The sequence below is a fragment of the Streptomyces stelliscabiei genome (genome assembly GCF_014873495.1).
In the GTDB taxonomy this organism is placed as follows: domain Bacteria; phylum Actinomycetota; class Actinomycetes; order Streptomycetales; family Streptomycetaceae; genus Streptomyces; species Streptomyces bottropensis.
On sequence record NZ_JADBGF010000001.1, the window covers coordinates 8,221,399 to 8,247,179 of the forward strand.

Consider the following 25,781-nt stretch of genomic DNA (forward strand, 5'->3'; position numbering starts at 1 on the left):
CAACGGAGGCAGGTAGACGAGATCCCTCGCATCACTTCTCCCCAGGGACTCCCCAGAGCCGATTCTGGACCGTCCGTGACCGGTGCGGGAGCGAAGGCCGCATCAGAATTGAGCTCGGCAAGAGGAGTTCAGAGCCAGTCCCGCCGCTTGAAGATGACGTACAGGCTGGTGCACACGACCGCCATCAGAACGATCGCGAAGGGGTAGCCGCCCGCCCACTTCAACTCCGGCATGTGCTTGAAGTTCATGCCGTAAATGGTTCCCACCAGCGTCGGAGCGAACAGGATCGCCGCCCAAGAGGAGATCTTCTTGATCTCCTCGTTCTGTTCGAAGCCCGCCTCCGCCAACGCCCGCATCTCCGCGTTCTGTTGCTGGGTGACGAGGGTGGCGTTCACCGTGAGGATGTCGGTGAGGGCCTGGCGGAAGCCGTCGACCCGTTCGCTGGTGTGGGTCACGTGGTCGGCGACGTCGCGGAGGTAGCGCTGGAGTTCGTCGTCCGTCTCGTACTTGGCGAAGCCGGCCATGAGGCCGTGCAGCATGCCGACGAGGGGGCGGGTGGCGCGCTGGAACTCCACCATCTCGCGGGAGAGTTCGTAGATGCGGCGGGAGACCTCCGGGTCGCCGCGGAAGACCTCCGTCTCGATCTCGTCGACGTCGTTCTGCACTCCGGCGACGACGGGCGCGTATCCGTCGACCACCGCGTCGAGGATGGCGTAGAGGACCGCCTCGGGACCCAGCTTCAGCAGCTCCGGGGTCTCCTCCATGCGGCGGCGGACGGCCGACAGGTCCGGTGCCGCGCCGTGCCGGACCGTGATGACGAAGTCCGGCCCCACGAAGACGTGCAGCTCGCCGAAGTCGACCTCCTCGGAGGCGTCGAGATAGCGGGCGGCGCGCAGGACGACGAAGAGGGTGTCGCCGTAGCGCTCCAGCTTGGGACGCTGATGGGCCTCCATCGCGTCCTCGACGGCGAGCGGGTGGAGGTCGAACTCGGCGGCCAGGGAGAGGAGTTCGCCCTCGGTCGGGCGGGCGAGGCCGATCCACGCCATCCCGGCCGGCGCCTCCCGCAGCTCGCGGAAGGTATCCGCGAGCGTTGCGGGGGAGGAGACGCGTACGCCGTCCTGGTAGAGGGCCGCCTCCACCACGCTGGCCGCCCGTTCGGCCGGGGTCGGCGCCGCCGGTTCCCGGCTCGGGGTCGTGGGCCGGGCGGGTGGTGCCGACGCGGGGGGCAGGGCGCGGCGCCAGCCGGACTTCCGGCCGCCCCTCGCGGCAGGGCCGGCGCTCTCCGAGCCCCGGCGTGCGCGTCGATCGGCCATCGTGGATGCCTTCCGAGTTGCGCGTCACGTACGACTGTGCGATCACCGAGCAGGATATACGGGGCAAACGGCGCGGGGGTGGTGAGGGGTGGGCGACGCGACGCGGGAGGTGCGGCGGTGACGGCGTCGCGGACCGGGGACGGGTGCCTCGCGCGCACCGGCAGGGGGGACCGCTCAGCGCTCGCCGCACCCGGTGACGAGCGCACCGCCGCACCCGGTGACGAGCGCACCACCGCACCCGGTGAGGAGTACACCGCTGCCCCCGGTGCGGGGCAGATCGCCGCGAACACCGACCGCGCGCGTCGAGACCGCCGCGGACAGAACCTGTCCGCAACTCCCGCTAGCGTGCGCAGCATGACGAACAAGGCGACCCAGACCGCCCCCCGGCTCGGCACCCAGGCCCTCAACCGCGCGACCCTGGCCCGCCAGCTCCTGCTGCACCGGGCGCCCGTGTCCGCCGAGGCCGCCACCCGGGCGACCGGCGGCCCCACGCCCCCGCCCATGTCCGCCCACGCCGCCATCACCCACCTCCTCGGGCTCCAGGCGCAGAACGTGAGGCCGCCGTACTACGCCCTCGCCGCCCGGCTGGACGGCTTCGCGCCCGAGCAGCTGTCGGCGCTGATGGCCGACCGGGACGTCGTGCGCATCGTCACCATGCGGTCCACGATCCACACGCACACCGCCGACGACTGCCTCTCGCTGCGGCCGCTGGTGCAGCCGGCCCGGGAGCGGGAGCTGAACCTGTTCCGCAAGGGGCTGGCCGGGGTCGACCTGGAGCGGCTGGAGGCGATCGCGCGGGAACTCGTCGAGGAGGAGCCGCGCACCCTGAAGCAGTTGCGCGAGGCGCTGATCGTGGAGTGGCCGGACGCCGACCCGTTCGCCCTCGGCCTCGCCGCACGCTGCCGGCTGCCGCTCGTGCAGGTCACCCCGCGCGGCCTGTGGGGCAGGAGCGGGCAGGTCGCCCTGACCACCGCCGAGCACTGGCTCGGGCGTCCCGCCCGGCAGGCACCCGCGCCCGAGACCGTCGTCCGGCGCTATCTCGCCGCCTTCGGGCCCGCCTCCGTGAAGGACATGCAGGCCTGGGCCGGAGTGACCCGCCTGCGCGAGGCGTTCGAGCGGCTGCGACCGGAGCTGCTCGTCTTCCGCGACGACCGAGGCACCGAACTCTTCGACCTCCCGGACGCGCCTCGCCCCGACCCCGAGACCCCGGCCCCGCCCCGGCTGCTCCCCGAGTTCGACAACCTGCTCCTCTCCCACGCCGACCGCTCCCGCGTGGTCCCTCCGGACCTCAAGGGCCGTTCCTGGCAAGGGAACCAGGCCTATCGCACCTTCCTCGTCGACGGGTTCCTGGCCGGTCTGTGGAAGCTCGACGAGAACCTCCTCACGCTGGAACCCTTCGGCGCCCTCGCCGGGGAACAGCGGACCGGCCTGGTGGAGGAGGCCGAGCGGACGCTCCGCACCCTGCACGGCGACGGACCGTACGACATCCGCTTCGGCACGGTCGTCGCATGAAGCGCTGCGCCAGGGTCGCCACGTGATCCGCTTCGCCATCGCGGCCGGGTGAGCGGGCGCCCGCCCCACGCATGGAGAGGGGGCGCCGCGAACCGCTCGTGGCAGGTTCGCGGCGCCCCCTGGCAGTTCCCGGGGACGTACCCCGGGAGTCTGTCGGCTCGCGTTCGCCTCGACTACGAGGCGATCTGCGCGGCCACCGTGTTGGAGAAGGTGGTCAGCCGGGTGTAGATGCCGGGGTACTGCGCGTCGGCGCAGCCGTAACCCCAGGAAACTATGCCTGCCAGGACGCCCCCGATCATCAGGGGACCGCCGCTGTCGCCCTGGCAGGTGTCGACGCCGCCGGAGGAGAATCCGGCGCAAACCATGGAGCTCGCCACGAACTCGGAGCCGTAGGAGCTGGAGCTGCCGCAGACCGAGTCGGCCACGACCGGGACGGTCGCGGTGCGCAGCTGGTTGGAGGAGGAGCCGCCCGAGGAGGTGGTGCCCCAGCCGATGATGCGGGCGGTGGTGCCGGCCGCGTAGACGCCCGTCTGCGAGGCGCTGACGTAGGACGCCGTGGTGTAGGGCTGCGCGACGGCGAGCGTCAGCACGGCCACGTCGCTGGTCATCGTGGAGCTGTTGTAGTTCGGGTGGATCCAGATCTTGCTGAGCGTGCTGACCGTGCCGTTGGTGCCGTTGCGGTAGGTGCGGCCACCCACGACGCGGGTGTTGGAGGTGGTTCTGCCGACCATGCAGTGCGCGGCGGTGATCACCTTGGTGGGCGACACGAGGGTGCCACCGCAGAACTGGCTCTGCGAGGCGTTCGTGATCTGCATGACGTACGGGTACGCGCTCGCGGTGGTGGTCGTACCACCCACGATGGGCTGGGGAGCGGCGACGGCGCCCGGCGCGGTGAGCAGCGCGGCAGCGGCGGCGGCAGCGGTGGCGGCGGCGGCGACCATCGACTTCTTGACGCGGTTGAACCCGAACATGGTTCTCCTCAGGGGGGAGTTGCCGGTGGGGGACGCGCGGGTGGGGGGTTGGAGCACAGAGCCTGCGGTGCCGCCCCCGCTCGGGGGAGCCGAGCGGGGGCGGCGGGCCGGTCTGTGTGCCCTGGCGTGCGGCACGTCACAAAAAATAGGAGCCGGAGTGATCCCCTCCCAAGGGGGGATCCCCCTAAGGGAGTTGGGAAGGGAAAACCCTCGATGACCCGGGCCGGGGTTTGAGCCTAGGCTGGAGCCGCAAGGTCGCTGCGCGCACCTGGTCCCGTCGAGGCGCGGCGGACGGGGACGCGACGACAGGGCCCAGGTCCCGGGAGGGGCTCGTCAGCCGGTCCCGGGGAGGTCAGTTCGTACGGTGTCCCGCCGCCAGTCGCACGATGTCCACACGCGACCGGATGCCCAGCTTCCGGTAGACGCGCGTCAGTGTCGCCTCGACCGTCTTCACGCTGATGTAGAGCCGGCCGGCGATCTCCCGGTTGGTCGCACCCTCCATGACCAGCTCCGCGACCTGCCGTTCGGTCGCCGCGAGCACGGCGAGGGCGTCCAGCGCCGACGGCGCGATCGCGGGCTGCTGCGGAGGCGCCGGGGCGACGGAGGCCTCCTCCACCCGGCGCAGCCACGGCAGGGCACGGCAGCGGCGGAACAGCCGGGACGCCTCGTCGTACGAACCCGGCCCGGACGCCGGCGCCGCTCCCGGCCGGGCGAGGCCCGGCCCCTGCGGAAGGGCGCGCAGCCCCGCGAGGGCGAAGGCGGCCCGCGCCTCCTCCAGACCGTAGCCGAGCTTGGCCAGCCGGTCCTGCGCGGACGTCAACTGCCGTACGGCGGCGTCCTGTTCACCCCGCGCCGCGCGCACCAGCGCCTCGGCCCGGTCGAGGACGGCGAGCACACTCTCCCGGCCGAGCCGCAGCGCCTGCTGCCGGGTGACGTCGATGACGTCCTGGGCCTCCGTCAACTCGTTCACTCGCACCAGGGCTTCGGCGAGATCGCCGTGCCACCGGCCGCGCGCGGGGTCGTAGATCCCGAGGCCGTCCTCCAACTCCCGTACGCGGCGCAGGGACTGCACCGTGCCCGAAGCGTCCCCGGCGACCAGCTGGGCGTGCCCGAGGGCGCCCAGGGCGCGGGAGAGGTACATCAGGTCGCCGTCCTGCTCCGCGCGGTCGGCGGCCTCGCGGGCGAGCGCCCGGGCCCGCTCCACATCGCCGCCGGCGGCCTCCGCGAGCGAGGTGAGCATGGCGGACGCGCCCTCGCCGATACCGGAGTCGCGGGCGAGGACGTAGCCCTCGCGGGCGAGGTCGAGCGCCCGGCCACAGTGCCCGGAGCGCAGCTCGGTCTCGGCGAGGAAGCGCACGTAGTGCACCTCGCTCTCGACCATGCCGCGCCGGCGCACCTCGCGCAGCAGCGAGGTGATCGTGGCGCGGGCCTCGCCGAGCTGGTCGCTCATCATCAGCCAGCGGAAGCGGGTCGCGCCCGCCCCGTTGTGGTGGCAGGCCAGCTGCGGGTCCTGCGGCTCCTTCAGCGCCCGCTTGATCGTCATGGGCGCGTCCGGGTGGCCCATCAGCATCTCGGTCTGGGCCTGGAAGGAGAGCGCGAGCAGCTCGGTGCGCCGGTCCTCGGCCCGTGCCGCCAGCTCCGCGGCCCGGGCGGCCTCCTCCCGGCTCTGCGCGAAGTCGCCTTCGAGGACCAGGGCGCGCCAGGCCAGCTGGTAGCGGACCAGGCCGAGCAGCCGGGGGTCGTCGCCCGCGTCGGCGAGGACCTGCGGGTACACGGCGTCGACCTCGGCGAGCGACTGCCCGGCCGCGTCGATCACCACCATCCAGGCCCGGACCCGCTCGGCGGGCTCGGTGGCCCGGCTCAGCACCTCACGGGCGATGTCCCGGCCGAGGTCGTTCTCCCCGGCGGTCAGCGCGTCCTCGGCGGCCTGCAGTCGCCGCTCGTCGGGACCCGGTGTCGCGTCCGCCGGGGTGCGCCGGGCCGAGAGGAGCCCCAGCTCGGCGGCGACCGAGGGCGCGCCCCGGTCGCGGGCCACGGCCGCGGCCTCGCCGAGCCGCGCGGCGACCAGCGGATCGGTGCCGTGCGTGGACAGCGCCAGGTGCCGGGCCCGCTCGATGGGGTCGACGGCGGCGGTGGACAGCGCGGCGTGGGCGGCCCGCCGCTCCTGGGCGGTCGCCTCGGCGTACAGCGCGGCCGACACCAGCGGGTGCGCGAACCGTACGCCCGGACCCTCCCGCTCCGGCGCGAGCAGCCCCAGCTCGACGGCCTGCGCGGCCTCCGCCTCGGCGTTCTCCCGCCCGGCGGCGCGCAGCAGCGCCACGGTGGGCCGGGCGCCGGCACTGGCGACGAGCAGGGTGCGGCGGGCCTCGGCCGAGAGCATGTCCAGCCGGTTCAGGACCAGGGTCCGCAGCGAGGTCGGCACGGGCAGCTGCTCACCGGGACGCGGCGGCGTCGGGCTGTCGGCGAGGGCCCGGCCCAGCTCCAGGGCGAAGAGCGGGTTGCCGCCGCTGGTGCGGTGGATGTCGCGCACGGCGGAGCGGGGCAGACCGGTGTGGCCGCGGTGCTCCAGCAGCTCGGCCACGTGCGTCCTCGACAGCGGGGTGAGCCGGAGGGCGAGGGTGTCGGGCGGGGACGCGCGTAGATACCTGTCCTGCTCGTGACCGTGCGGGTCCGTCGAGGTACGCACGGCGCACAGCATGCGCACCGGCAGCTCGCCCAGCCGCCGCGCGGCGAAGCCGAGCAGCTCCACACTGGCCGGATCCAGCCACTGGAGGTCGTCCGCGACGATCAGCACCGGGCCCTTGGCGGCCAGGGCGCGCAGGGTCGACAGCACGGCCAGCCGGAGCGCGAGCCCGTCGCGCTGGAGGGTGGACTCGCCACGGCCGGTGAGCGCGGACTCCAGCGCGGTGCGCTGCGGCGCGGGCAGCTGCTCGGACACCTCGTCCATGACCAGCCCGAGCAGATCGGTCAGCGCGAGGAACGGCAGATGCGACTCGGACTCCGTGGCCGAGCAGCGCAGGACCGTCCGTGCCGATTCCTCGTATTCGGCGGCCAGAGCGCGCAGGATCGTCGATTTCCCGATACCCGCGGAGCCGTGCACGAGCACGCTGCCGCCCCGCGCCAGCTGTTCACGCGCCGCCGTGAACAGCTCCTCCCGGCCAATGACCAGGTCGGGGCGGGGTCTCCCAGGCTCCTTGTACTCCCGTCGCACGGGCCACCGCTCCCCTCGAGTGTCGTGTCCGGGCCAATATTAGGCGTCCGTTCTTTGAATTTCGGAACGTAGACCCGGTGTGGGAAATAACAGGAAGGGTACGGCACAAGGAATTTCACCTGCCCGTTACATGAAAGCCGGGCTCCACAACGCCCCCGTCGGAGCGCGGGACCACGCCCGACGAGCCCCCGCCGGGCCGCCGGGACGGGGTTCTACGGCAGCAGCCCCGCCCGCCGGGCGGCCACCACCGCCTCCAGCCGGGTGTGCGCCCCCAGCTTGCGCATGGCCGACCGCAGATACGCCTTCACGGTCTCCGGACGCAGTCCCAGCCGCCCCGCCGCGACCGCGTTCGTCGCGCCCATCGCCACACAGGCCAGCACGTCCACCTCACGCGCGGTGAGGACGGTCCGCTCACCGCCGCCCGGGGCGGGCACGGCCTGATCGGTTGCGACCTCGCCGGAGGCGGACGCGCCCGCCAGCCGTCCGCACACCCGCAGCAGCTCCGCCCGCAGCGCCGGATCCTCGATGCGCGGGGCCAGCGCGCGCAGCGCCCCGTGCGCCTCCCGGACCTCCTCCCACGCCCCGGCCGAGTCCCCGTGCTCGACGGTCGTCCGGGCCGTGACCAGCAGGTTCCGTGCCTCGTCCCGCACCACCAGCGCCTGCTCCAGGTCCCGCGCCGCGTCCAGCGCGGCACCCACCGTGCGGTCGCCCAGCGGCTGCGCCGCGCGCAGGGCGCCGTACAGCACCCCGCGCACCTGACGCCGTACGACGACGGGGACCGCGAGGACGGAGCGGATGCCCTCGGCGGCGACCGCGGCGTCGTACTCGTGACTGATCTGGCGTGACAGTGAGTAGTCGGTCACCCAGCAGGGGCGGGCCAGGGCCACCGTCTTGCCGCCGAGGCCGTTGCCCGCGTGCACGGCGAGACCGCTGAGCGCGGTCGTCCGGTGGCCCTGGAGTTCGCTGATGCGCAGTTGCCCGGGGCCGGGCTCGACCAGCCCGGCGAAGGCGAGCGGCAGCCCGGTGGACCGCCGCAGGACGCGCAGAGCGCTCCGCAGGTCCGCCTTTTCCGGCCAGACCGTCTTGAGGGGACCCGAGGGATCGGATGCCACGAACTCACCCCTTCCGCGCGGCGCACCCCCGTTCGGGGGTGGTGAGACGTGTATCACGCATTACACGATGTCAGGCAACGGTCCGGCAATGAGGAGGACACATGTCGGCGAGGACGAGCGCCACGGACGAGTTCCGGGTGGCCCGGGACTTCCTGCTGGCCCATCGTGAGGACTACGCCACGGCCTACGAGGGCTTCACCTGGCCACGCCCGGAGTACTTCAACTGGGCGCTCGACTGGTTCGACGTGATCGCACGCGGGAACGACCGCGCGGCGCTGCACATCGTCGAGGAGGACGGCACCGAGACCGTCGTCTCCTTCGCCGAGATGTCCGAGCGCTCCTCCCGGGTCGCCAACCGGCTGCGGGACCGGGGAGTCCGCGCCGACGACCGCATCCTCGTCATGCTCGGCAATCAGACGGAGCTGTGGGAGACGGCCCTCGCCGCGATGAAGCTGCGGGCCGTCGTCATCCCCGCCACCCCGCTGCTCGGCCCCGCCGACCTGCGCGACCGGGTGGAGCGCGGCCGGGTCAGGCACGTGATCGTACGGGCCGAGGACGCCCCCAAGTTCGCTGACGTGCCCGGCCGTTACACCCGTACGACCGTCGGCGGCACGGTGGACGGCTGGCGGCCGTACGAGGAGGCCTACGCGGCCCCCGCCCGGTTCGAGCCGAACGGGCCGACCAACGCCTCCGACCCGCTGATGCTGTACTTCACCTCGGGCACGACCGCCCGGCCCAAGCTGGTCGAGCACACCCATGTGTCGTACCCCGTGGGCCACTTGGCGACCATGTACTGGATCGGCCTCAAGCCCGGCGACGTGCATCTCAACATCTCCTCGCCCGGCTGGGCCAAGCACGCCTGGTCCAACCTCTTCGCCCCCTGGAACGCGGAGGCGACCGTGTTCATCCACAACTACACCCGCTTCGACGCGGGCCGGCTGCTGTCGGAGATGGACCGCGCCGGAGTCACCACCTTCTGCGCCCCGCCGACCGTGTGGCGGATGCTGATCCAGGCCGACCTCACCCAGCTGACGACCCCGCCCCGCGAGGTCGTCGCCGCCGGCGAACCCCTCAACCCCGAGGTGATCGAGCAGGTGCGCCGCGCGTGGGGCGTGGACATCCGCGACGGCTTCGGTCAGACCGAGACCGCCGTCCAGGTCTCCAACAGCCCCGGCCAGGAACTCAAGACCGGCTCGATGGGCCGGCCCGGCCCCGGCTTCAAGGTCGTCCTCCTCGACCCCGTCTCGGGCGCCCCCGGCGCCGACGAGGGAGAGATCGCCCTCGACCTGTCCAACCGCCCGGTCGGGGTGATGACCGGCTACCACGGCGACCCGGACCGTACGGCGGAGGCGATGGCCGGCGGCTTCTACCGCACCGGTGACATCGGTTCCCGCGACGAGGACGGCTACATCACCTACGTGGGGCGCGCGGACGACGTGTTCAAGGCCAGCGACTACAAGATCAGCCCCTTCGAGCTGGAGAGCGCCCTGCTGGAGCACGACGCGGTCGCCGAGGCGGCCGTCGTGCCCGCGCCGGACGAGCTGCGCCTCGCCGTGCCGAAGGCGTACATCGTGCTGGCGGCCGGCTGGGAGCCGGGCCCGGACACCGCGAAGGTGCTGTTCGAGCACTCCCGGACCGTCCTCGCCTCCTACAAGCGGCTCCGTCGCCTGGAGTTCGGCGACCTGCCGAAGACCGTGTCCGGCAAGATCCGCCGCATCGAGCTGCGCGAGGCCACGGCCGCGGGCTCGGACGCGGAGTACCGCGAGGAGGACTTCCGATGAGCGGCGAGCTGTCCTACACCCACGGAACCGGTGGCACCGCCCTGCTCGGCGACACCATCGGCGTCAACCTCGACCGCGCGGTCGCGGCCTGGCCCGACCGCGAGATGCTCGTCGACCTGCCGTCCGGCCGCCGCTGGACGTACGCCCGGTTCGCCGCCGACGTCGACGCGCTGGCGTACGCGCTGCGCGCGAGCGGCGTCGACAAGGGCGACCGGGTCGGCATCTGGGCGGTCAACTGTCCGGAGTGGGTGCTCGTCCAGTACGCCACCGCCCGCATCGGCGCGATCATGGTGAACATCAACCCGGCCTACCGCACCCATGAGGTCGAGTACGTTCTCAACCAGGCGGGCGTGTCCCTGCTCTTCGCCTCGCTCAGCCACAAGGCGAGCGACTACCGGGCGATGGTCGAGGAGGTGCGCACCCGCTGCCCGAGGCTGCGGGAGACCGTCTACTTCGGGGACCCGAGCTGGGACGGGCTGATCGCGCGCGGGACACCGGTGCCGTTCGAGGACCTGTCCTGCGACGGCCCCATCAACATCCAGTACACCTCCGGCACCACCGGCTTCCCCAAGGGGGCGACCCTCTCCCACCACAACATCCTCAACAACGGCTACTTCGTGGGGGAGTCGCTCGCCTACACCGAGCAGGACCGGATCTGTGTGCCCGTGCCCTTCTACCACTGCTTCGGCATGGTGATGGGCAACCTCGCGGCCACCTCGCACGGCGCCTGTGTCGTCATCCCGGCCCCGTCCTTCGACCCGAAGGCCACCCTGGAGGCCGTCCAGCGCGAGCGCTGCACCTCCCTGTACGGCGTACCGACCATGTTCATCGCGGAGCTGAACCTCCCCGACTTCGCCGCGTACGACCTCTCCTCCCTGCGCACCGGCATCATGGCGGGCTCGCCCTGCCCGGTCGAGGTGATGAAGCGGGTGGTCACCGAGATGCACATGAGGGAGGTCTCGATCTGCTACGGCATGACCGAGACCTCGCCCGTGTCCACCCAGACCCGGCGCGACGACGACCTGGAACACCGCACCGCCACCGTCGGCCGCGTCCTGCCGCACATCGAGGTGAAGGTCGTCGACCCGGTGACCGGGGTGACGCGACCACGCGGCACGGCAGGAGAGTTGTGCACCCGCGGCTACAGCGTGATGCTCGGCTACTGGGAGGAACCGGAGAAGACCGCCGAGGCCGTGGACCCCGGCCGGTGGATGCACACCGGCGACCTGGCGACCATGCGCGAGGACGGATACGTCGAGATCGTCGGCCGGATCAAGGACATGATCATCCGGGGTGGCGAGAACATCTACCCGCGCGAGATCGAGGAGTTTTTGTACGGCCACCCGAAGATCGCCGACGTCCAGGTGGTGGGCGTGCCGCACGAGCGGTACGGCGAGGAGGTGCTGGCCTGCGTCATCCCGCACGAGGGCGCCGATCCCCTCACCCTGGAGGAGCTACGGGCCTACTGCGAAGGGCAGTTGGCGCACTACAAGATCCCGAGCGCGCTCCGTGTCCTGGACACCTTCCCGATGACGGTGTCGGGAAAGGTGCGGAAGATCGAGCTGCGGGAGCGGTACGCCGCCGGATAGCCGCCGCGCGCGATCGCCGCCTCAGGCCCCCGCACCCAGGGCGACCAGCTCCGTCGCCGCGCCGTTCACGGGCTGCGGGGTGCCCGTGAGGTCCAGGACGAACAGGCAGACGCCCAGGCCGTCGGCGCGGTCGCGGGCGTCCTCGCCGTACCCGGCGAGGGAGAAGTAGAGGCAGCCGGTGGACTCCGTCATGGCGGTCAGCCACAGGCACTCGACATCGCGCGGCGAGGCCGGGCGGACCGACGGGTCCACCTGGGCCAGGACGCCCCGCGCGGCCAGGCCGATCCCCGACGGCTGGCGCTGGTCGGCGCGCCGGATGTCCCGGTAGCCCAGCCAGCGCAGATAGAGGGCGACGGCGGTGACCGCGTCGCGGGCCGTGCGGATGGTGAAGGGCCGGAAGGCCGCCCGGGGACCGGCGGGCGCTCCGGCGGCGCCGAGGGCGCCGCCCGGGCTCGGCGCGGGCAGGGTGCCGGACACGGGCACGCGCAGCACGGTCCCGCAGGCGCAGCCCAGCTCCGGACGGGGCCACTCACCGGCGCGGCCGCAGCCTCCGCAGCGGACGGTGACCCAGTCCTCGTCCCAGGTGTGGTGGGTGACGGAGGTGGGGGTGGCGCGGCGGTTCAGGGGCGGGGCGACCGGGGTGCCGCACGCGCAGGGGTAGGCCGGCGCGGCGTACCGGTGTTCCCGCCCGCAGTCCGGGCACCGCACCGCCATGCTCTCGCTCATGATTCCCACCCCACCACCCGAGCCGCACCGAGAACGCCTCCTCATCGTCCTCCAGCCGGGGCCGCTCCGGCAGGGAAACACCCCGAGACGCCCGCGTGGATCGGCGCTGCCCGTGCCCTTGACGCTCCCTGCCGCCCCTCTTAATCTGATTCCAGATAGCAGAAAAACTTTTCCGCAATACGGAATAGTGGCGGAAAGGTCACTGACGGAATGACGGAAGTGCTCACCGCGGGGCGCGACGGGAGTGAGTCCGGCAGCTGAAGCAGGAGTGAGCACATGACTCGTATGACCGCTGCCCGCGCGGCAGTCGAGATCCTCAAGCGCGAGGGTGTCCGTGACGCGTTCGGTGTCCCCGGCGCGGCGATCAACCCCTTCTACGCGGCCCTGAAGGCCGCCGGCGGGATCCAACACACCCTGGCCCGGCACGTCGAAGGCGCGTCGCACATGGCCGAGGGCTACACCCGCACCCGTCCCGGCAACATCGGCGTGTGCCTCGGCACCTCCGGGCCCGCCGGGACCGACATGATCACCGGCCTCTACTCGGCCACCGGCGACTCCGTCCCGATCCTCTGCGTCACGGGCCAGGCGCCCACGGCCGTGATCCACAAGGAGGACTTCCAGGCGGTCGACATCGCCTCCATCGCCGGGCCGGTCACCAAGATGGCCGTGACCGTGCTGGAGGCCGCGCAGGTCCCCGGAGTGTTCCAGCATGCCTTCCACCTGATGCGCTCGGGCCGCCCGGGGCCGGTCCTCATCGACCTCCCGATCGACGTCCAGCTCACCGAGATCGAGTTCGACCCCGACACCTACGCGCCGCTGCCGGTCTACAGGCCGGTCGCCACCCGCGCCCAGATCGAGAAGGCGATCGGGCTGCTGAACGCGTCGGAGCGGCCGCTGATCGTCGCCGGTGGCGGTGTCATCAACGCCGACGCGGCCGAACTCCTCCTGGAGTTCGCCGAGTTGACCGGCGTCCCGGTGGTGCCCACGCTCATGGGATGGGGGGTCCTGCCCGACGACCACGAGCTGAACGCCGGCATGGTCGGTCTGCAGACCTCGCACCGCTACGGCAACGCGACCTTCCTGGAGTCCGACTTCGTCCTCGGCATCGGCAACCGCTGGGCCAACCGGCACACCGGCAAGCTGGACGTCTACACGGCCGGACGGAAGTTCGTCCACGTCGACATCGAGCCCACCCAGATCGGCCGGATCTTCGCCCCCGACTACGGCATCGCCTCCGACGCCCGGGCCGCGCTGGAGCTGTTCGTCACGGTGGCACGGGAGGCGCGGGCGGACGGCCTCCTGCCGGACCGCTCCGCGTGGGCGGCCGCCGCGCAGGACCGCAAGGCCCGCCTCCAGCGCCGTACGCACTTCGACGACATCCCGATCAAGCCGCAGCGCGTGTACGAGGAGATGAACAGGGCGTTCGGCCCCGAGACCCGGTACGTCTCCACCATCGGCCTCTCCCAGATCGCCGGCGCCCAGATGCTGCACGTCCACCGTCCGCGCCACTGGATCAACTGCGGCCAGGCGGGCCCGCTCGGCTGGACGATCCCGGCCGCGCTCGGCGTGGCGAAGGCCGATCCGGAGGCGTCCGTGGTCGCCCTGTCCGGCGACTACGACTTCCAGTTCATGATCGAGGAGCTGGCGGTCGGGGCACAGCACCGCATCCCGTACATCCACGTCCTGGTCAACAACGCCTACCTGGGCCTCATCCGCCAGGCCCAGCGCGCCTTCGACATCGACTTCCAGGTCAACCTGGAGTTCGAGAACGTCAACTCGCCCGAGCTGGGCGTCTACGGCGTCGACCACGTGAAGGTCGCCGAGGGGCTCGGCTGCAAGGCGATCCGCGTGACGGACCCGGCCGAGCTGGGCGCCGCCCTCGAAGAGGCGAAGAAGCTCGCGGCCCGGTACCGGGTGCCGGTCGTCGTCGAGGCGATCCTGGAGCGCGTCACCGACATCGCGATGTCCACGACCAACGACATCGGCGACGTGGTGGAGTTCGAGGAGATCGCGACGGAGCCGGGCCACGCGCCCACGTCGATCAGGTCGTTGCGGGTCTGAGAGGTCGTACGCGGCCGGGGGCGGCTCGTCCGGGGGGTGGGCCGCCCCCCTCGGCGGTGCGTGGCCGCGAGCGGACGGTGATGTGAAGCGCGACGAGGGGAGGCCCTGCGGCGGCACGACCCCGCTGGACGCGAGCCGCTTTGTCGTGCCGCCGCAGGGCCTCCCCCTGCCACCCCGGATCTCCCCCGATCCCCGGGCCCCCGTTTCCCCCGTGGTCCCCCGTGCGTTTCCCCCGTGCCTCCGCGTTCCCCCGTGGAGGCTTCCCCCGTGGAGGCCCGCCGCCCCCGTGCCGACGGGCCTCCTGTGACGAGAATGTGCCCTGCCTCACTGGTAGTTGAAGCCCCCACGCACGGGTTCAGAGGTTGATTTGAGGGTTCCGTAGACGGCCTACGCACGCTTGCGTAGGCAGGAGGGCGATGGTGCCGGCCGTGATCGGGTTGTCGGACAGAACCGCTGTCGGCGCGGGCGCGGGCCCGTCGACCACCTGCCGGGCGCCGGCAAGGACCGGCACAGCCTGCGCGGTACCGGTCCTCGCCGGCGCCCACCGGGCCGGTGCGCCGGTGTTCGCCGTGCCGGGCCCGGACCGCGGCGGATGCGTCGGCGCCGGTTCCGCGTCCCTCACGTCGAGACGCGGAACCGGAGCCTTCACCACCGCACTGGCGTGCACACCGCCGCGGTCCGTCCCCTGCCCGCGCGCGTCCGACACGTACCCCTCATCCGGGTCGGTCGGAAACGGTCGCGGGCGGTGCGTCCGGTGGCTGATGGGTGACCATCAGGGACCGGACGCCGTTCGGGAATGCAGGAAGTCGATCGCCGGATCGTGCGGTTGCCGCAGCTCGGCGCGCCCCCGTGGCCTCGGCCAGGCCCTCACCCACCGTCAGGCGGCGTACGCGCCTCATGGCGCGGCGCCTACGCCGCTCAGGAAGTCGGCGTAGGCCGGACGGTGGTTCCGGCCCGCGGCGGTGCCTGGGCGCGACAGGACAGATGTCGGCGCCGCCGCGGACCGGAAGTTCGGGGAGGTGCCGGCCTCAGACCCGGGCGCCGGAGAGGCGCTCCACGCCCCGCAGCAGGGCCGAGTGGTCGAGGCCGCCGTCGCCCTGGGCGCGCAGTGAGGCGACGAGCTGGGTCACCACGGCACCGACGGGCAGCGCGGCGCCCACGGCGCGGGCGGCGTCGGTGACGATGCCCAGGTCCTTGTGGTGCAGGTCGACGCGGAAGCCCGGCTGGAAGTCGCGGTTCAGGAAGTTGTCCTTCTTGCGGGTCAGCACGGTCGAGCCCGCGAGCCCGCCGTTCAGGACGTCGAGCGCGGCCGCCAGGTCCACGCCCGACCTCTCCAGGAAGACCACGGCCTCGGCGCACGCCTGGATGTTCACGGCGACGATCAGCTGGTTCGCGGCCTTCACGGTCTGCCCGGCGCCGTGCGGACCGCACAGCACGACGGTCCTGCCGAGCGCCTCGAAGACCGGCTCGGCCTCGGTGAAGTCGGCCCGCTCGCCACCGACCATGATGGACAGCACGGCCTCGACCGCGCCCGCCTCGCCGCCGGACACCGGGGCGTCGAGCACCCGGATACCCTTCTCCCGCCCGGCCTTCGCCAGGTCGACGGAGGTCTGCGGGGTGATGGACGACATGTCGATCAGCAGTGTGCCGGGCCCGGCGTTCTCCAGGACGCCGTCGGGGCCGTACGCGACGGCCTCGACCTGAGGCGAGGCGGGCACCATCGTGATGACGACGTCGGCGTCGCGCACGGCCTCGGCGACGGAGGCCGCCGCGGTCCCGCCGGCGGCGGTCAGCCGGTCGAGCTTGTCCTGCTCCAGGGTGTGGCCCGTGACGTCGTAACCCGCCTTGATCAGGTTCTCCGACATGGGGGAACCCATGATGCCGAGACCTATCCACGCGACCTTGGGGAGATTGCTCATGGTGAGGGTGCCTCTCTGACTGCTCTGCTGCGTCTTCGGGGAGGGGCCACGACCGCGGGACGGGCCTGCTACGGCGCGGCCCTCAGCGGCCCTCAGCGGCCCTCAGCGGCCCTCAGCGGGCCGCCCCCCGGGCCTCTCGGGGGAGCCATGCGAACGCCTCGGCGCTCGGGCGGTCGCCCGGCTTGTACTCCAGGCCGACCAGGCCCTCGTAACCGGCCTTGGCCAGCTGGTCGAGGAGGTCCGCCAGCGGGACGGTGCCGGTGCCCGGGGCGCCGCGACCGGGGTTGTCGGCGATCTGCACATGGCCGGTCCTCGCGGCGTACTCGGCGATCACCCGCGGCAGGTCCTCGCCGTTCATGGACAGGTGGTAGAGGTCCATCAGGAAGCGCGCGTTGCCGAGGCCCGACGCCTCGTTGACCCGGTCGACGACAGCGACGGCGGCCGGGGCCGACACCAGCGGATACCGCGGCGACTCCACCCGGTTCAGGGCCTCGATCAGCAGGATCGCGCCGATCCGGTCGGCCGAGCGGGCCGCCGCCACCAGGTTGTGCAGGGCCAGCGCGTCCTGCTCGGCCGGATCCACCCCGTCGACGCGGTTGCCGTACAGGGCGTTGAGCGCCGTGCAGCCGACCGACTCGGCGAAGGCCGCGGCCACCTCGATGTTGGCGCGGAACCTCTCCGACTCCTCGCCCGGGACCGACAGCGCGCCCCGGTCCGGACCCGGTAGGACACCGGAGTAGAAGTTCAGCCCGGTGAGTTGTACACCCGCGCCCTGCAACGCGCCTCGCAGGGCGTCCAGTTCGGACGGTGCGGGGGTGGGGGAGTCGACCCACGGCCACCACAGCTCGACCGCGGTGAAACCGGCCGCGGCGGCCGCCGCGGGGCGCTCCAGGAGCGGGAGTTCCGTGAAGAGGATCGACAGGTTGACGTTGTAGCGCTGCTCTGCGAATCCCATGGGGCTTCCGGCGCTCCCTTCCGTTCCAATTTCCATATTGTGGAACTTTGTTTCTGCCTAACGGAAGAGTGCCGTCGGTCTTCGAGGCTTGTCAAGGGGGCTCGGTGGAAAACGGCGCCGCGCGTTAGGTTGTGCCCGTGCGATTGAGAGTGGAGTTCACGACCGAGCCCTTCGACCTCGACGAGGCCCCGGCGCACGCGCTCGTGGCCCGTGAGGTCGTCGAGGCGGCCGCACTGGACGCGGTCGACGTCGGCCCGTTCGGCAACACGGCGGAGGGGGGCGCCGACGCGGTGCTCACCGCCGTGGACGCCCTGCTGCGCCGGACCCTGGAGTCCGGCGCCACCCGGATCTCGCTCCAGATCAATGTGCTCGGGGAGGGCGGCGAGTGACCCGCGCCGGTGACGAACCCTTCGTCGCGGCCGTCAAGCCGCTGGTCGACGCCATGGGCGGGCTCATGCTGCCGCCGGACGAGGCCGGCCCCGACGACGTGGTCCTCTCCTGGGAGGGCGCCGACGTCGTCGCCGTACGCCTGCCGCAGCTCGCCGAGTCCCTGGACCACATCCTCGCCGCGATGGAGCGCCGCAAGGGCCGGCCGCTGGCGGACCTCGACCGCAAGGCCAAGCAGGAGGTCGTACGGACACTGGAGGCGCGCGGCGCCTTCTCCGTGCGCCACGGCGTGGAGACCGTCGCGAGCGCGCTCGGCGTCAGCCGCTTCACCGTCTACAACTACCTCAACCGCGAGAAGGAGGCCTGAGGGCTTCCGGGGCCGGAGAGCTTCCGGGAGCCTCGCGGGCCTCTCGTGAACGCCTCTGCGCAGCGCGTTGGCACCGCGATTTTTCAACAAACTGTTGACGTGATGTCGTCGCGAGGCGTTAGCTTGCCGTAGCCAGTCCAGCACCACGGCTAACGGAGGCACCCGTGATCTCGCGTTCTTCGGCGCCGGGCCTCGCCCGTCTCAACACCCTGGAGGAGCACGCGGCCACCGCGGCGCTCCACGAGGCGTGCGCCTCGGCGGCCTGGGGCCGCAGGCTCCTCGCCGCTCGCCCGTACACCACCGTCGAGGAACTCCTCACCGCCAGTGACGCCGCCATGGCCGAGCTGACCGAGCAGGATCTCGCGGAGGCCATGGCCGGGCACCCGCCGATCGGCCGTCCGAAGCCGGGCGACCCGACCTCCGCCCGTGAGCAGCGCGGGATGGCCGGCGCCTCCGACCGGCTCCGGGCCGAGATGCTCGACCTGAACCTGGCGTACCAGGAGAGGTTCGGCCATGTCTTCCTGATCTGCGCCACCGGCCGCACCGGAGAGCAGATGCGCGACGCGCTCAGGGAGCGGATCGGCAACGCGCCGGAGCGCGAACGCGAGATCGTCCGCACCGAACTGGGCAAGATCAACCGCATTCGCCTGGCCCGGCTCGTCGAAGTGGAAGAGGAAGCCCCGTCATGAGCACCAGCACGACCGCCTCGGTGTCCACGCACATCCTGGACACCTCCGTCGGCCGCCCCGCCGCGGGCGTCGCCGTCCACCTCGCCGCCCGTACGGGACGCGACGGCGACTGGCAGGCCCGCGGCGGCTCGGCGACCGACGCCGACGGCCGCTGCAAGGACCTCCCGGCGCTGCCGGAGGGCACGACCCACGTACGGCTCCTCTTCGAGGTCGAGCCGTACCTCGCACAGACCGTGGACAAGCAAGCCGATGCGCAGCAGGACGCCCCCGCGAACCGGGACAGCGGTGCCGTGTTCTTCCCCGAGGTCGTGATCACCTTCGCGGTGACGCCCGGTGAGCACTACCACGTGCCGCTGCTGCTCAACCCGTTCGGCTACTCCGTATACCGAGGGAGCTAGCACCCATGCCCATCCTGGGACCGAACCAGTACGGCAAAGCCGAGAACCGGGTCGTCAAGATCACGCGGGACGGCGCCACCCACCACATCAAGGACCTCAACGTGTCCGTGTCGCTCTCCGGCGACATGGCCGAGGTCCATCTCTCGGGCTCGAACGCGAACGTCCTGCCGACGGACACCACCAAGAACACGGTGTACGCGTTCGCCAAGGAGCACGGCATCGAGTCCGCCGAGCAGTTCGGCATCCACCTGGCCCGGCACTTCGTGACCTCCCAGCCGGCCATCCACCGGGCCCGCATACGCATCGAGGAGTACGGCTGGGAGCGCATCGAGCACGGCGGCGAGGGCGCGCACTCCTTCGTCCGCACGGGCCAGGAGACCCGGCTGGCGCAGATCACCTACGACGGCTCGTCCTGGGAGGTTCTCTCCGGCCTCAAGGACCTCACCGTCATGAACTCGACCGACTCCGAGTTCTGGGGCTACGTCAAGGACAAGTACACGACCCTGCCCGAGGCACACGACCGCATCCTCGCCACCGAGGTCTCCGGTCGCTGGCGCTTCAACTGGACGGACGACGCGGAGGAGATGCCCGACTGGGAGACGTCCTACGAGCAGGTGCGGCAGCACATGCTCCGGGCGTTCGCGGAGACGTACTCGCTCTCGCTCCAGCAGACCCTGTACCAGATGGGCGCGCGGATCATAGACAACCGGAGCGAGATCGACGAGGTCCGCTTCTCCCTGCCCAACAAGCACCACTTCCTGGTCGACCTCGCCCCCTTCGGCCTCAAGAACGACACCCCCGACGGAGCCGTGTACTTCGCCGCCGACCGCCCCTACGGCCTGATCGAGGCCACGGTCCTGCGGGACGGGTGCGAGGCGAGGATCCCGGCGGACCTCACCAACCTGTGAGGCGACCTCCGCAGTGACCTCCGCAGTGACCTCCGAAGAGACCTCCGAAGGACGGACCATGGCAGCAACCCAGCGCATCGTCATCGAGAACGCGGCGATCGCGACCGTGGACGCGCAGGACACCGAGTACGCGTCCGGTCACGTGGTCGTGGCGGACGACGTCATCGAGTCGGTCGGCGCGGGCCGGGCCCCCGAGGGCCTGACGGACGTCGTACGCCGGATCGACGCGAGCGGCCACCTCGTGACCCCGGGCCTGGTCAACACGCACCACCACTTCTACCAGTGGATCACCCGGGGCCTGGCCACCGACCACAACCTCTTCGACTGGCTCGTCGCGCTCTACCCGACCTGGGCCCGCATCGACGAGCGCATGACGTACGCGGCGGCCCAGGGCTCGCTGGGCATGATGGCCCGCGGCGGTGTGACCACGGCCATGGACCACCACTACGTCTTCCCCAAGGGCTCCGGCGACCTGTCCGGCTCCATCATCCGGGCCGCGCGCGAGACCGGCGTCCGCTTCACCCTCGCCCGGGGCTCCATGGACCGCAGCCAGAAGGACGGCGGCCTGCCCCCGGACTTCGCCGTCGAGACCCTGGAGGGCGCGCTCGCCGCCACCGAGGAGACCGTCCGGCAGCACCACGACGCCTCCTTCGGCGCGATGACCCAGATCGCCGTCGCGCCCTGTTCCCCCTTCTCGGTCTCCACCGAACTGCTCCGCGAGGGCGCCGAGTTGGCCCGTCGCCTCGGGGTGCGGCTGCACACCCACGGCTCGGAGACGGTGGAGGAGGAGAAGTTCTGCCACGAGCTGTTCGGCATGGGCCCCACCGACTACTTCGAGTCGACGGGCTGGCTCGGCGAGGACGTGTGGATGGCCCACTGCGTCCACATGAACGACTCCGACATCGACGCCTTCGCCCGTACGAAGACGGGGGTCGCCCACTGTCCCTCGTCCAACGCCCGGCTGGCCGCAGGGATCGCCCGCGTACCGGACATGCTGGCCGCCGGCGTCCCGGTCGGTCTCGGCGTCGACGGCACGGCTTCCAACGAGTCCGGCGAACTCCACACCGAACTGCGCAACGCGCTGCTGGTCAACCGCCTCGGCACCCACCGCGAGGCAGCCCTCACCGCCCGCCAGGCACTGCGCCTGGGCACCTTCGGCGGAGCCCAGGTCCTCGGCCGGGCCCGCGAGATCGGTTCCCTGGAACCCGGCAAGCTGGCCGACCTCGTCCTGTGGAAGCTGGACACCCTGGCCCACGCCTCGATCGCCGACCCGGTGGCCGCCCTGGTCCTCGGCGCGGCCGCCCCGGTGACGGCGTCGTTCGTGAACGGCCGGCAGATCGTGGCGGACGGCCGCCTGCTGCACGTCGACGAGGACGCGATCGCCCGCTCCACGAGGGACGAGGCCCGGCGGCTGGCGCGGATCGCCGCCGAGGCGTGACCCGCTGAACTCCGGTCGAGGGGGACGGCCCTCGGCCGGAGCCGTGGACCCGGCGAGGTCCACGGCAGCCGTCTCCGGGGCGCGCGTCCACGCGTGCCCCGGAGCGGCCCGCTCTCGTGTGACATCACCGTGGGCCTGCTGTGCCGCGGGGCTCAGGAGAGCGCGGTGAGCCGCTCCCGGACGCGTGTCGCGACCGCGTACGTGTCCCCGGTCGGCTCGGTCGCGAGCGGCCCCGGATTCCGCGCCCAACGGTCCTCCAGGGCGAACCAGTCGATCTTCTTCGGTGCCCGGCCCGCCGCCAGCGCGGCCCGCAGCTCCTCGAAGTACGTCGACCAGCGCAACCGGTACAGCCCGCCGACCAGCCCCGCCCACTCCCGGTTGGCGTAGTCCCGCAGTCCCGCGTCCGCGCCCTCCCGCGTCCCCCACACGGTGAGCAGCGACAGGTTGTCGTAACCCAGCTCCGTCCGCTCGGCCGCGCCCGCACCCCAGGAGCGGGCGTCCGCGACCCAACGCCCCAGCAGATGACGGGAGTCGGTGGCCACCAGCTCGTCCAGCAGGTCCATGAGGGAGAGCCAGTCACGGCTCGCCGTCGCCAGCCGCGTGGCGTCCTCGGCGTCGTACGCGGCCTTGATCTGCGGCAGCATGACCCGGCTGCGGTTGGACAGGGCCTGACGGGCCACGTCGAGCAGGTCGCGGCGGTACGCGGAGGACGCCCGCAGCTCCGGCCGTACCCGCAGCATCTCGCCGAGCGCGGGCTCGAAGTCGGCCGCGTCGTAACGGAGTTGCTTGGGCGACCAGCGGCCCGCCCGTACGGCGTTCAGCGCGGGCCGGGAGCCGAACAGGCCGTCGGCGCCCTCGCTCCAGGAGTCGGCGCGCGTGGTGCCGTACGCGGTGCGGCGCAGGATGTCCCAGGCCGCCTCGGCATGCGGGTCACGGGCCCCGTACCGCGCGTGCGCCCACTCGGCGAACCAGGTCTTGAGGTCCAACTCGCCCTCTCTCCAGGCGAGTTCGGAGAAGAGGGCGAAGGCGGCCGGGTTGTTGTCCGCCGCCTCCGGCATCAGGGCGATCCCGTGCAGCGTGCTGCCGTCCTTGGTGCGCCACTTCTCGTACAGCGCGGCCCAGTCGGGGGTGTTCGCGCCCAGCGCGGTGTGCCCGCCGAAGTTCCAGATCGACCCGAACGCGTACGGGGTGTCGCCCCAGTCGGCCTCGCGGTCGGTGACCGTGGGGAAGCGGTCGGAGAGTCCGTCGACGACGAGCATGTGCTGCTTGTCGACCGCGTCGACGATCGCGCGCGGCGGGTTGTGCTGCCAGCCGAGGATCACCCACGTGGCCCCGGGGCGGGACCGCCGCAGCGCCCGCTCGACACCCTTCGCCGCGTCGGCGACGGGCACGTCACCCGGGTCGCCGCCTTCGTGCAGCAGATCCATCTTGTACAGGGACGAGGGGCCGAACATCTCGTCCTGCACCCGGTAGAAGGCCGCGGCCACCCGCGCGAACTCGTCCGTGCGCGGGTCCAGCCAGTCGGGGCGCGCGAAACCCATCCACTCGCCCTGCGAGACGGTCCGCGCCCCCGGGACCCGCTCCGCGAACCCGGCCGGGACCGTCCCGAAGTAACCGGGGAACACCGGTGTCATCCCCAGCTCACGGGCCCGGTCGGCGATCCGGCGTCCGAGGACGGCCCGCGCGTCCAGGAGCTGCCGGGAGACGGGGGACGGGAAGGCCGACAGGTTCTGCAGCAGCCACCACGGCTGATGGGCCGGGCCCGGCACCCACGTCCGCAGCTCCTCCTCCCCGTACCCGAACTCCTGGAACACCCGGTGGTACAGCGCGTCCGCGCCCGCGTAGACGAGAACCTCGTTGTAGCCGTGCAGCGCCAGCACGTCCAGCTCGCGCTCCCAGTAGGTCCAGTCCAGGTACGCGCCCGTGTAGCCGTCGTTGGTGTCGTTCAGGGCGAAGCGGTGGGTGACGTTGGCCTGCCGGGCGACCGTGCCGTCGAGGCCGGGCAGCTCGCGCGGCAGGAGGTTCGTCTGCTCTCCCGCCCAGTTGATCTCGGCGTACGCGATGTGCCGCAAGTACCAGTTGAGGCCGGTGAGCTGCGTGGCCGGTGTGTCGCCGGCGACGGTGACGCGCCCGGTGCTCCCCGACACGCGGAAGGTGTCGAGCTCCCTGGTGTCCGTGAACGTGATCTGGCGCCAGTGGTCCGGCAGCAGCCGCCGGGCCGCCGCCGAGGCCGTACGCAGCGCCTTGTCGGCCCGTGGGGTGTCGTCCGAGGGGATCGCGCGGGCCGGGGCGCAGGCGACCGCGGGAGTGGCGGCGAGGGCGGCGAGCAGGGCACGGCGGGCGAGCGGCATGGTGTCTCCGGGGTGCGGTGGGGGTACGCCGTGGGAGGAATACCCGCCGAAACCGCACGTGTGCGCAGACACAGGGCCACACGGGGGAGAAACCGGCATGAACGACTCCTTCCGCCGCGCCTGGATCTCGGGGCCGGTGCGACGACCCGACGCTACGTCGATATGAGTAGATTGATACGCGTAGATCTCCTGGTTCGGGAACCCCTCGTCGCGGACGGCGCGTTGTCGGGAAACAGGGATTCATCCGAATGATCGCTTCGCGTCCGGTGGGGGCCGGTACCGACGGAGAGAACCGGTAGATCCGGTTATGACCGTTCGCGGAGCAGGGGGACAGAACGGGGACACCCATGGTGCATCGACACCATCGCGAGACCTACTACGTCGTCGACGAGGGCCGGATCCTGGAGTTCGAGAAGGGGGAGGCGGTCGCGCGCGTACCGAGCGCGACCGAGCAGCAGATGGCCTTCCGCTTCTCCCGGTTCGGCGGGAAGGGGGTCCAGCTCGACGAGGCGCTCCGCGCCAAGCTCGCCGAGGCCATGACCACGGGCACGGGCGGCGTCGACCCCGACTCGGGGGATCTCGGCGGCAAGGCGGTCCCGGCGGGCTTCACCTACCTCGGTCAGTTCGTCGACCACGACCTGACCCTGGACCGCACCCAGGTGGGGCTGGGCGAGCCGGTCCCGGTCGAGGATCTGGTACAGGGCCGCAGCCCCGCCCTCGACCTCGACTCGCTCTACGGTCTGGGCCCGCACCACAGCAGCAGCGCCCGCTTCTACGAGTCCGGCGGGCGGCTGCGGACGGGCACCACGCTCGGGGTGGGCTTCCCGCCCGAGTCGACGTCCAACACCGACCACGAGGGCTTCGATCTGCCGAGGGCCGGCGCGGCGGCCGGCGGCACCCGCGCGGACCAGCGTGCCGCGCTCATCCCGGACGCGCGCAACGACGAGAACCTGGCCGTCGGCCAGATCCACCTGGCGTTCATCCGCTTCCACAACCGCGTCGTCGACCACCTCGCGGAGCGCGGAGTGCCCGAGCACCGGCTGTTCCAGGCGGCCCGGGACCTCGTCGTGAAGCACTACCAGTGGGTGCTGCGCACCGACTTCCTGCCCCGCATCGTCGACCCGGACATCGTCGAGCGCGTCTTCACCCGAGGACGCCGGCACTTCGAACGCCCCGGCTACACCCGGCCGGGAGACCTGCCGACGATGCCGATCGAGTTCTCCGTCGCCGCCTACCGGCTCGGACACAGCATGGTGCGCGGGGCCTACCAGTGGAACAGCGTGTTCCGCGCGGGCGGTCCCGGCCCGATCGCCTCGCTCGGGCTGCTGTTCCGGTTCAGCGGCACGGCGGGCAACCTCACGCCGGGCCCGGGCGACCTGAGCGACCTCGACGACCCGAACTCGGGGGAGAACCTGCGGCTGCCGAGCAACTGGATCGTCGACTTCCGGCGGCTGTTCGACTTCGGTGAGATCGGCCGGGACGACCTGGTCGTGCCCGCGGGCGAGTTCAACACCGCCAAGCGTCTCGACACGCTCCTCGTCGACCCGCTGTCCACCCTGCCGACCGGCACGTTCGACGGTCGTGGCCGTTCGGCCCCGCCGCCGATCCAGCGCAACCTCGCCTTCCGCAACCTCACGCGGGCCGCCATGGTCGAGCTGGCCACCGGGCCGCAACTGGCCGCCCGGATGGGCCTCAAGCAGCTGACGGAGGACCAGATCCTGCGGGGCAACGGCGGCGCCGTGCTGGACGGCCTCACCGACACCGAGCGCGCCCAGCTCGTGGAGCACACACCGCTGTGGTTCTACGTCCTGCGCGAGGCCGAGGTGAACGAGGCCCGCCCCGGCAGGCTCACCGGCGTCGGCGGCACCCTCGTCGCCGAGGTCTTCCACCGTGCGATCGAGGGCAGCCGGAGGTCGATCGTGAAGCACCCGGGCTGGCGACCCAGCCTCCCGTCCCACCGCAAGGGCAGGTTCACGATGACGGACCTGCTCCTCTTCGCCTTCGAGAACGACCCGGAGCTGCTCAACCCTCTGGGCTGAGCGCACACCCTCCGCCACGCGTCCCCTCCGGCACGCGCCCCGTCCGGCGCACGT

At 72.1% G+C, this 25,781-nt stretch carries 19 protein-coding genes; 11 read left to right on the forward strand and 8 right to left on the reverse strand.

All coding sequences use genetic code 11. The features are described from left to right. Positions 1 to 128 precede the first annotated feature (128 nt). On the reverse strand, positions 129 to 1,313 hold the full coding sequence (locus H4687_RS36140) for a magnesium and cobalt transport protein CorA (protein ID WP_179859981.1): 1,185 nt from the start codon (positions 1,311 to 1,313) through the stop codon (positions 129 to 131). Positions 1,314 to 1,667: 354 nt separating this feature from the next. Here H4687_RS36140 and H4687_RS36145 point away from each other — a divergent pair, with 354 nt between their 5' ends. Continuing rightward, on the forward strand, positions 1,668 to 2,825 hold the full coding sequence (locus H4687_RS36145; protein WP_046916139.1) for a winged helix DNA-binding domain-containing protein: 1,158 nt from the start codon (positions 1,668 to 1,670) through the stop codon (positions 2,823 to 2,825). A gap of 173 nt (positions 2,826 to 2,998) precedes the next feature. Here the strand turns inward: H4687_RS36145 and H4687_RS36150 are convergent, their stop codons facing one another. The 3 genes from H4687_RS36150 to H4687_RS36160 all read right to left on the reverse strand — a co-directional run bounded on the left by H4687_RS36150 (position 2,999) and on the right by H4687_RS36160 (position 8,119). After that, the gene (locus H4687_RS36150) at positions 2,999 to 3,796 is read right to left on the reverse strand and encodes a S1 family serine peptidase (RefSeq protein WP_050399336.1); all 798 of its coding nucleotides are present in this window, start codon (positions 3,794 to 3,796) and stop codon (positions 2,999 to 3,001) included. A gap of 352 nt (positions 3,797 to 4,148) precedes the next feature. After that, complete coding sequence (locus H4687_RS36155) at positions 4,149 to 7,007, reverse strand: helix-turn-helix transcriptional regulator (RefSeq protein ID WP_046920168.1); 2,859 nt, start codon at positions 7,005 to 7,007, stop codon at positions 4,149 to 4,151. Positions 7,008 to 7,219: 212 nt separating this feature from the next. After that, complete coding sequence (locus H4687_RS36160; protein ID WP_046920169.1) at positions 7,220 to 8,119, reverse strand: helix-turn-helix transcriptional regulator; 900 nt, start codon at positions 8,117 to 8,119, stop codon at positions 7,220 to 7,222. A gap of 101 nt (positions 8,120 to 8,220) precedes the next feature. Between H4687_RS36160 and H4687_RS36165 the strand changes: the two genes are divergently transcribed. Further along, positions 8,221 to 9,900: an AMP-binding protein gene (locus H4687_RS36165; RefSeq protein ID WP_046920170.1), complete on the forward strand. Its 1,680-nt coding sequence runs from the start codon at positions 8,221 to 8,223 to the stop codon at positions 9,898 to 9,900. Continuing rightward, complete coding sequence (locus H4687_RS36170) at positions 9,897 to 11,489, forward strand: AMP-binding protein (protein ID WP_046920171.1); 1,593 nt, start codon at positions 9,897 to 9,899, stop codon at positions 11,487 to 11,489. The genes H4687_RS36165 and H4687_RS36170 overlap by 4 nt, the downstream gene beginning before the upstream one ends. A gap of 21 nt (positions 11,490 to 11,510) precedes the next feature. On the opposite strand, the gene H4687_RS36175 is transcribed toward H4687_RS36170, so the two are convergent. Then, positions 11,511 to 12,215: a hypothetical protein gene (locus tag H4687_RS36175; RefSeq protein ID WP_179859980.1), complete on the reverse strand. Its 705-nt coding sequence runs from the start codon at positions 12,213 to 12,215 to the stop codon at positions 11,511 to 11,513. A gap of 276 nt (positions 12,216 to 12,491) precedes the next feature. On the opposite strand from H4687_RS36175, the gene gcl reads away from it, so the two are divergent. Continuing rightward, the gene (gene gcl / locus H4687_RS36180) at positions 12,492 to 14,276 is read left to right on the forward strand and encodes a glyoxylate carboligase (RefSeq protein ID WP_046920308.1); all 1,785 of its coding nucleotides are present in this window, start codon (positions 12,492 to 12,494) and stop codon (positions 14,274 to 14,276) included. Positions 14,277 to 15,304: 1,028 nt separating this feature from the next. On the opposite strand, the gene H4687_RS36185 is transcribed toward gcl, so the two are convergent. Then, on the reverse strand, positions 15,305 to 16,195 hold the full coding sequence (locus tag H4687_RS36185; protein WP_046912735.1) for a 2-hydroxy-3-oxopropionate reductase: 891 nt from the start codon (positions 16,193 to 16,195) through the stop codon (positions 15,305 to 15,307). A gap of 112 nt (positions 16,196 to 16,307) precedes the next feature. Next, complete coding sequence (locus tag H4687_RS36190; protein WP_046912734.1) at positions 16,308 to 17,150, reverse strand: TIM barrel protein; 843 nt, start codon at positions 17,148 to 17,150, stop codon at positions 16,308 to 16,310. A 137-nt stretch (positions 17,151 to 17,287) separates the two neighbouring features. On the opposite strand from H4687_RS36190, the gene H4687_RS36195 reads away from it, so the two are divergent. The 6 genes from H4687_RS36195 (at position 17,288) to H4687_RS36220 (ending at position 21,337) form a co-directional block, all read left to right on the forward strand. Next, entirely contained in the window at positions 17,288 to 17,539 is a 252-nt protein-coding gene (locus H4687_RS36195) for a hypothetical protein (RefSeq protein WP_078907511.1), read from the forward strand. Beyond that, positions 17,536 to 17,904 carry a helix-turn-helix domain-containing protein gene (locus H4687_RS36200; RefSeq protein WP_005482167.1) on the forward strand — a complete coding sequence of 123 codons (369 nt, stop codon included), beginning with the start codon at positions 17,536 to 17,538 and terminating at the stop codon, positions 17,902 to 17,904. Before H4687_RS36195 ends, H4687_RS36200 begins: the two co-directional genes overlap by 4 nt. A gap of 164 nt (positions 17,905 to 18,068) precedes the next feature. Then, positions 18,069 to 18,593, forward strand: coding sequence for a 2-oxo-4-hydroxy-4-carboxy-5-ureidoimidazoline decarboxylase (gene uraD, locus H4687_RS36205; RefSeq protein WP_046912732.1), 525 nt, complete (start codon positions 18,069 to 18,071; stop codon positions 18,591 to 18,593). Continuing rightward, positions 18,590 to 18,991, forward strand: coding sequence for a hydroxyisourate hydrolase (uraH, locus tag H4687_RS36210; RefSeq protein WP_046912731.1), 402 nt, complete (start codon positions 18,590 to 18,592; stop codon positions 18,989 to 18,991). The genes uraD and uraH overlap by 4 nt, the downstream gene beginning before the upstream one ends. 5 nt (positions 18,992 to 18,996) lie before the next feature. Next, entirely contained in the window at positions 18,997 to 19,899 is a 903-nt protein-coding gene (pucL, locus tag H4687_RS36215) for a factor-independent urate hydroxylase (RefSeq protein WP_046912730.1), read from the forward strand. A gap of 58 nt (positions 19,900 to 19,957) precedes the next feature. Next, entirely contained in the window at positions 19,958 to 21,337 is a 1,380-nt protein-coding gene (locus H4687_RS36220; protein WP_046912729.1) for an 8-oxoguanine deaminase, read from the forward strand. Positions 21,338 to 21,489: 152 nt separating this feature from the next. Here the strand turns inward: H4687_RS36220 and H4687_RS36225 are convergent, their stop codons facing one another. Next, positions 21,490 to 23,688 carry an alpha-N-acetylglucosaminidase gene (locus H4687_RS36225; RefSeq protein WP_046912728.1) on the reverse strand — a complete coding sequence of 733 codons (2,199 nt, stop codon included), beginning with the start codon at positions 23,686 to 23,688 and terminating at the stop codon, positions 21,490 to 21,492. A 347-nt stretch (positions 23,689 to 24,035) separates the two neighbouring features. On the opposite strand from H4687_RS36225, the gene H4687_RS36230 reads away from it, so the two are divergent. Beyond that, entirely contained in the window at positions 24,036 to 25,727 is a 1,692-nt protein-coding gene (locus tag H4687_RS36230; RefSeq protein WP_046912727.1) for a peroxidase family protein, read from the forward strand. Positions 25,728 to 25,781 lie beyond the last annotated feature (54 nt).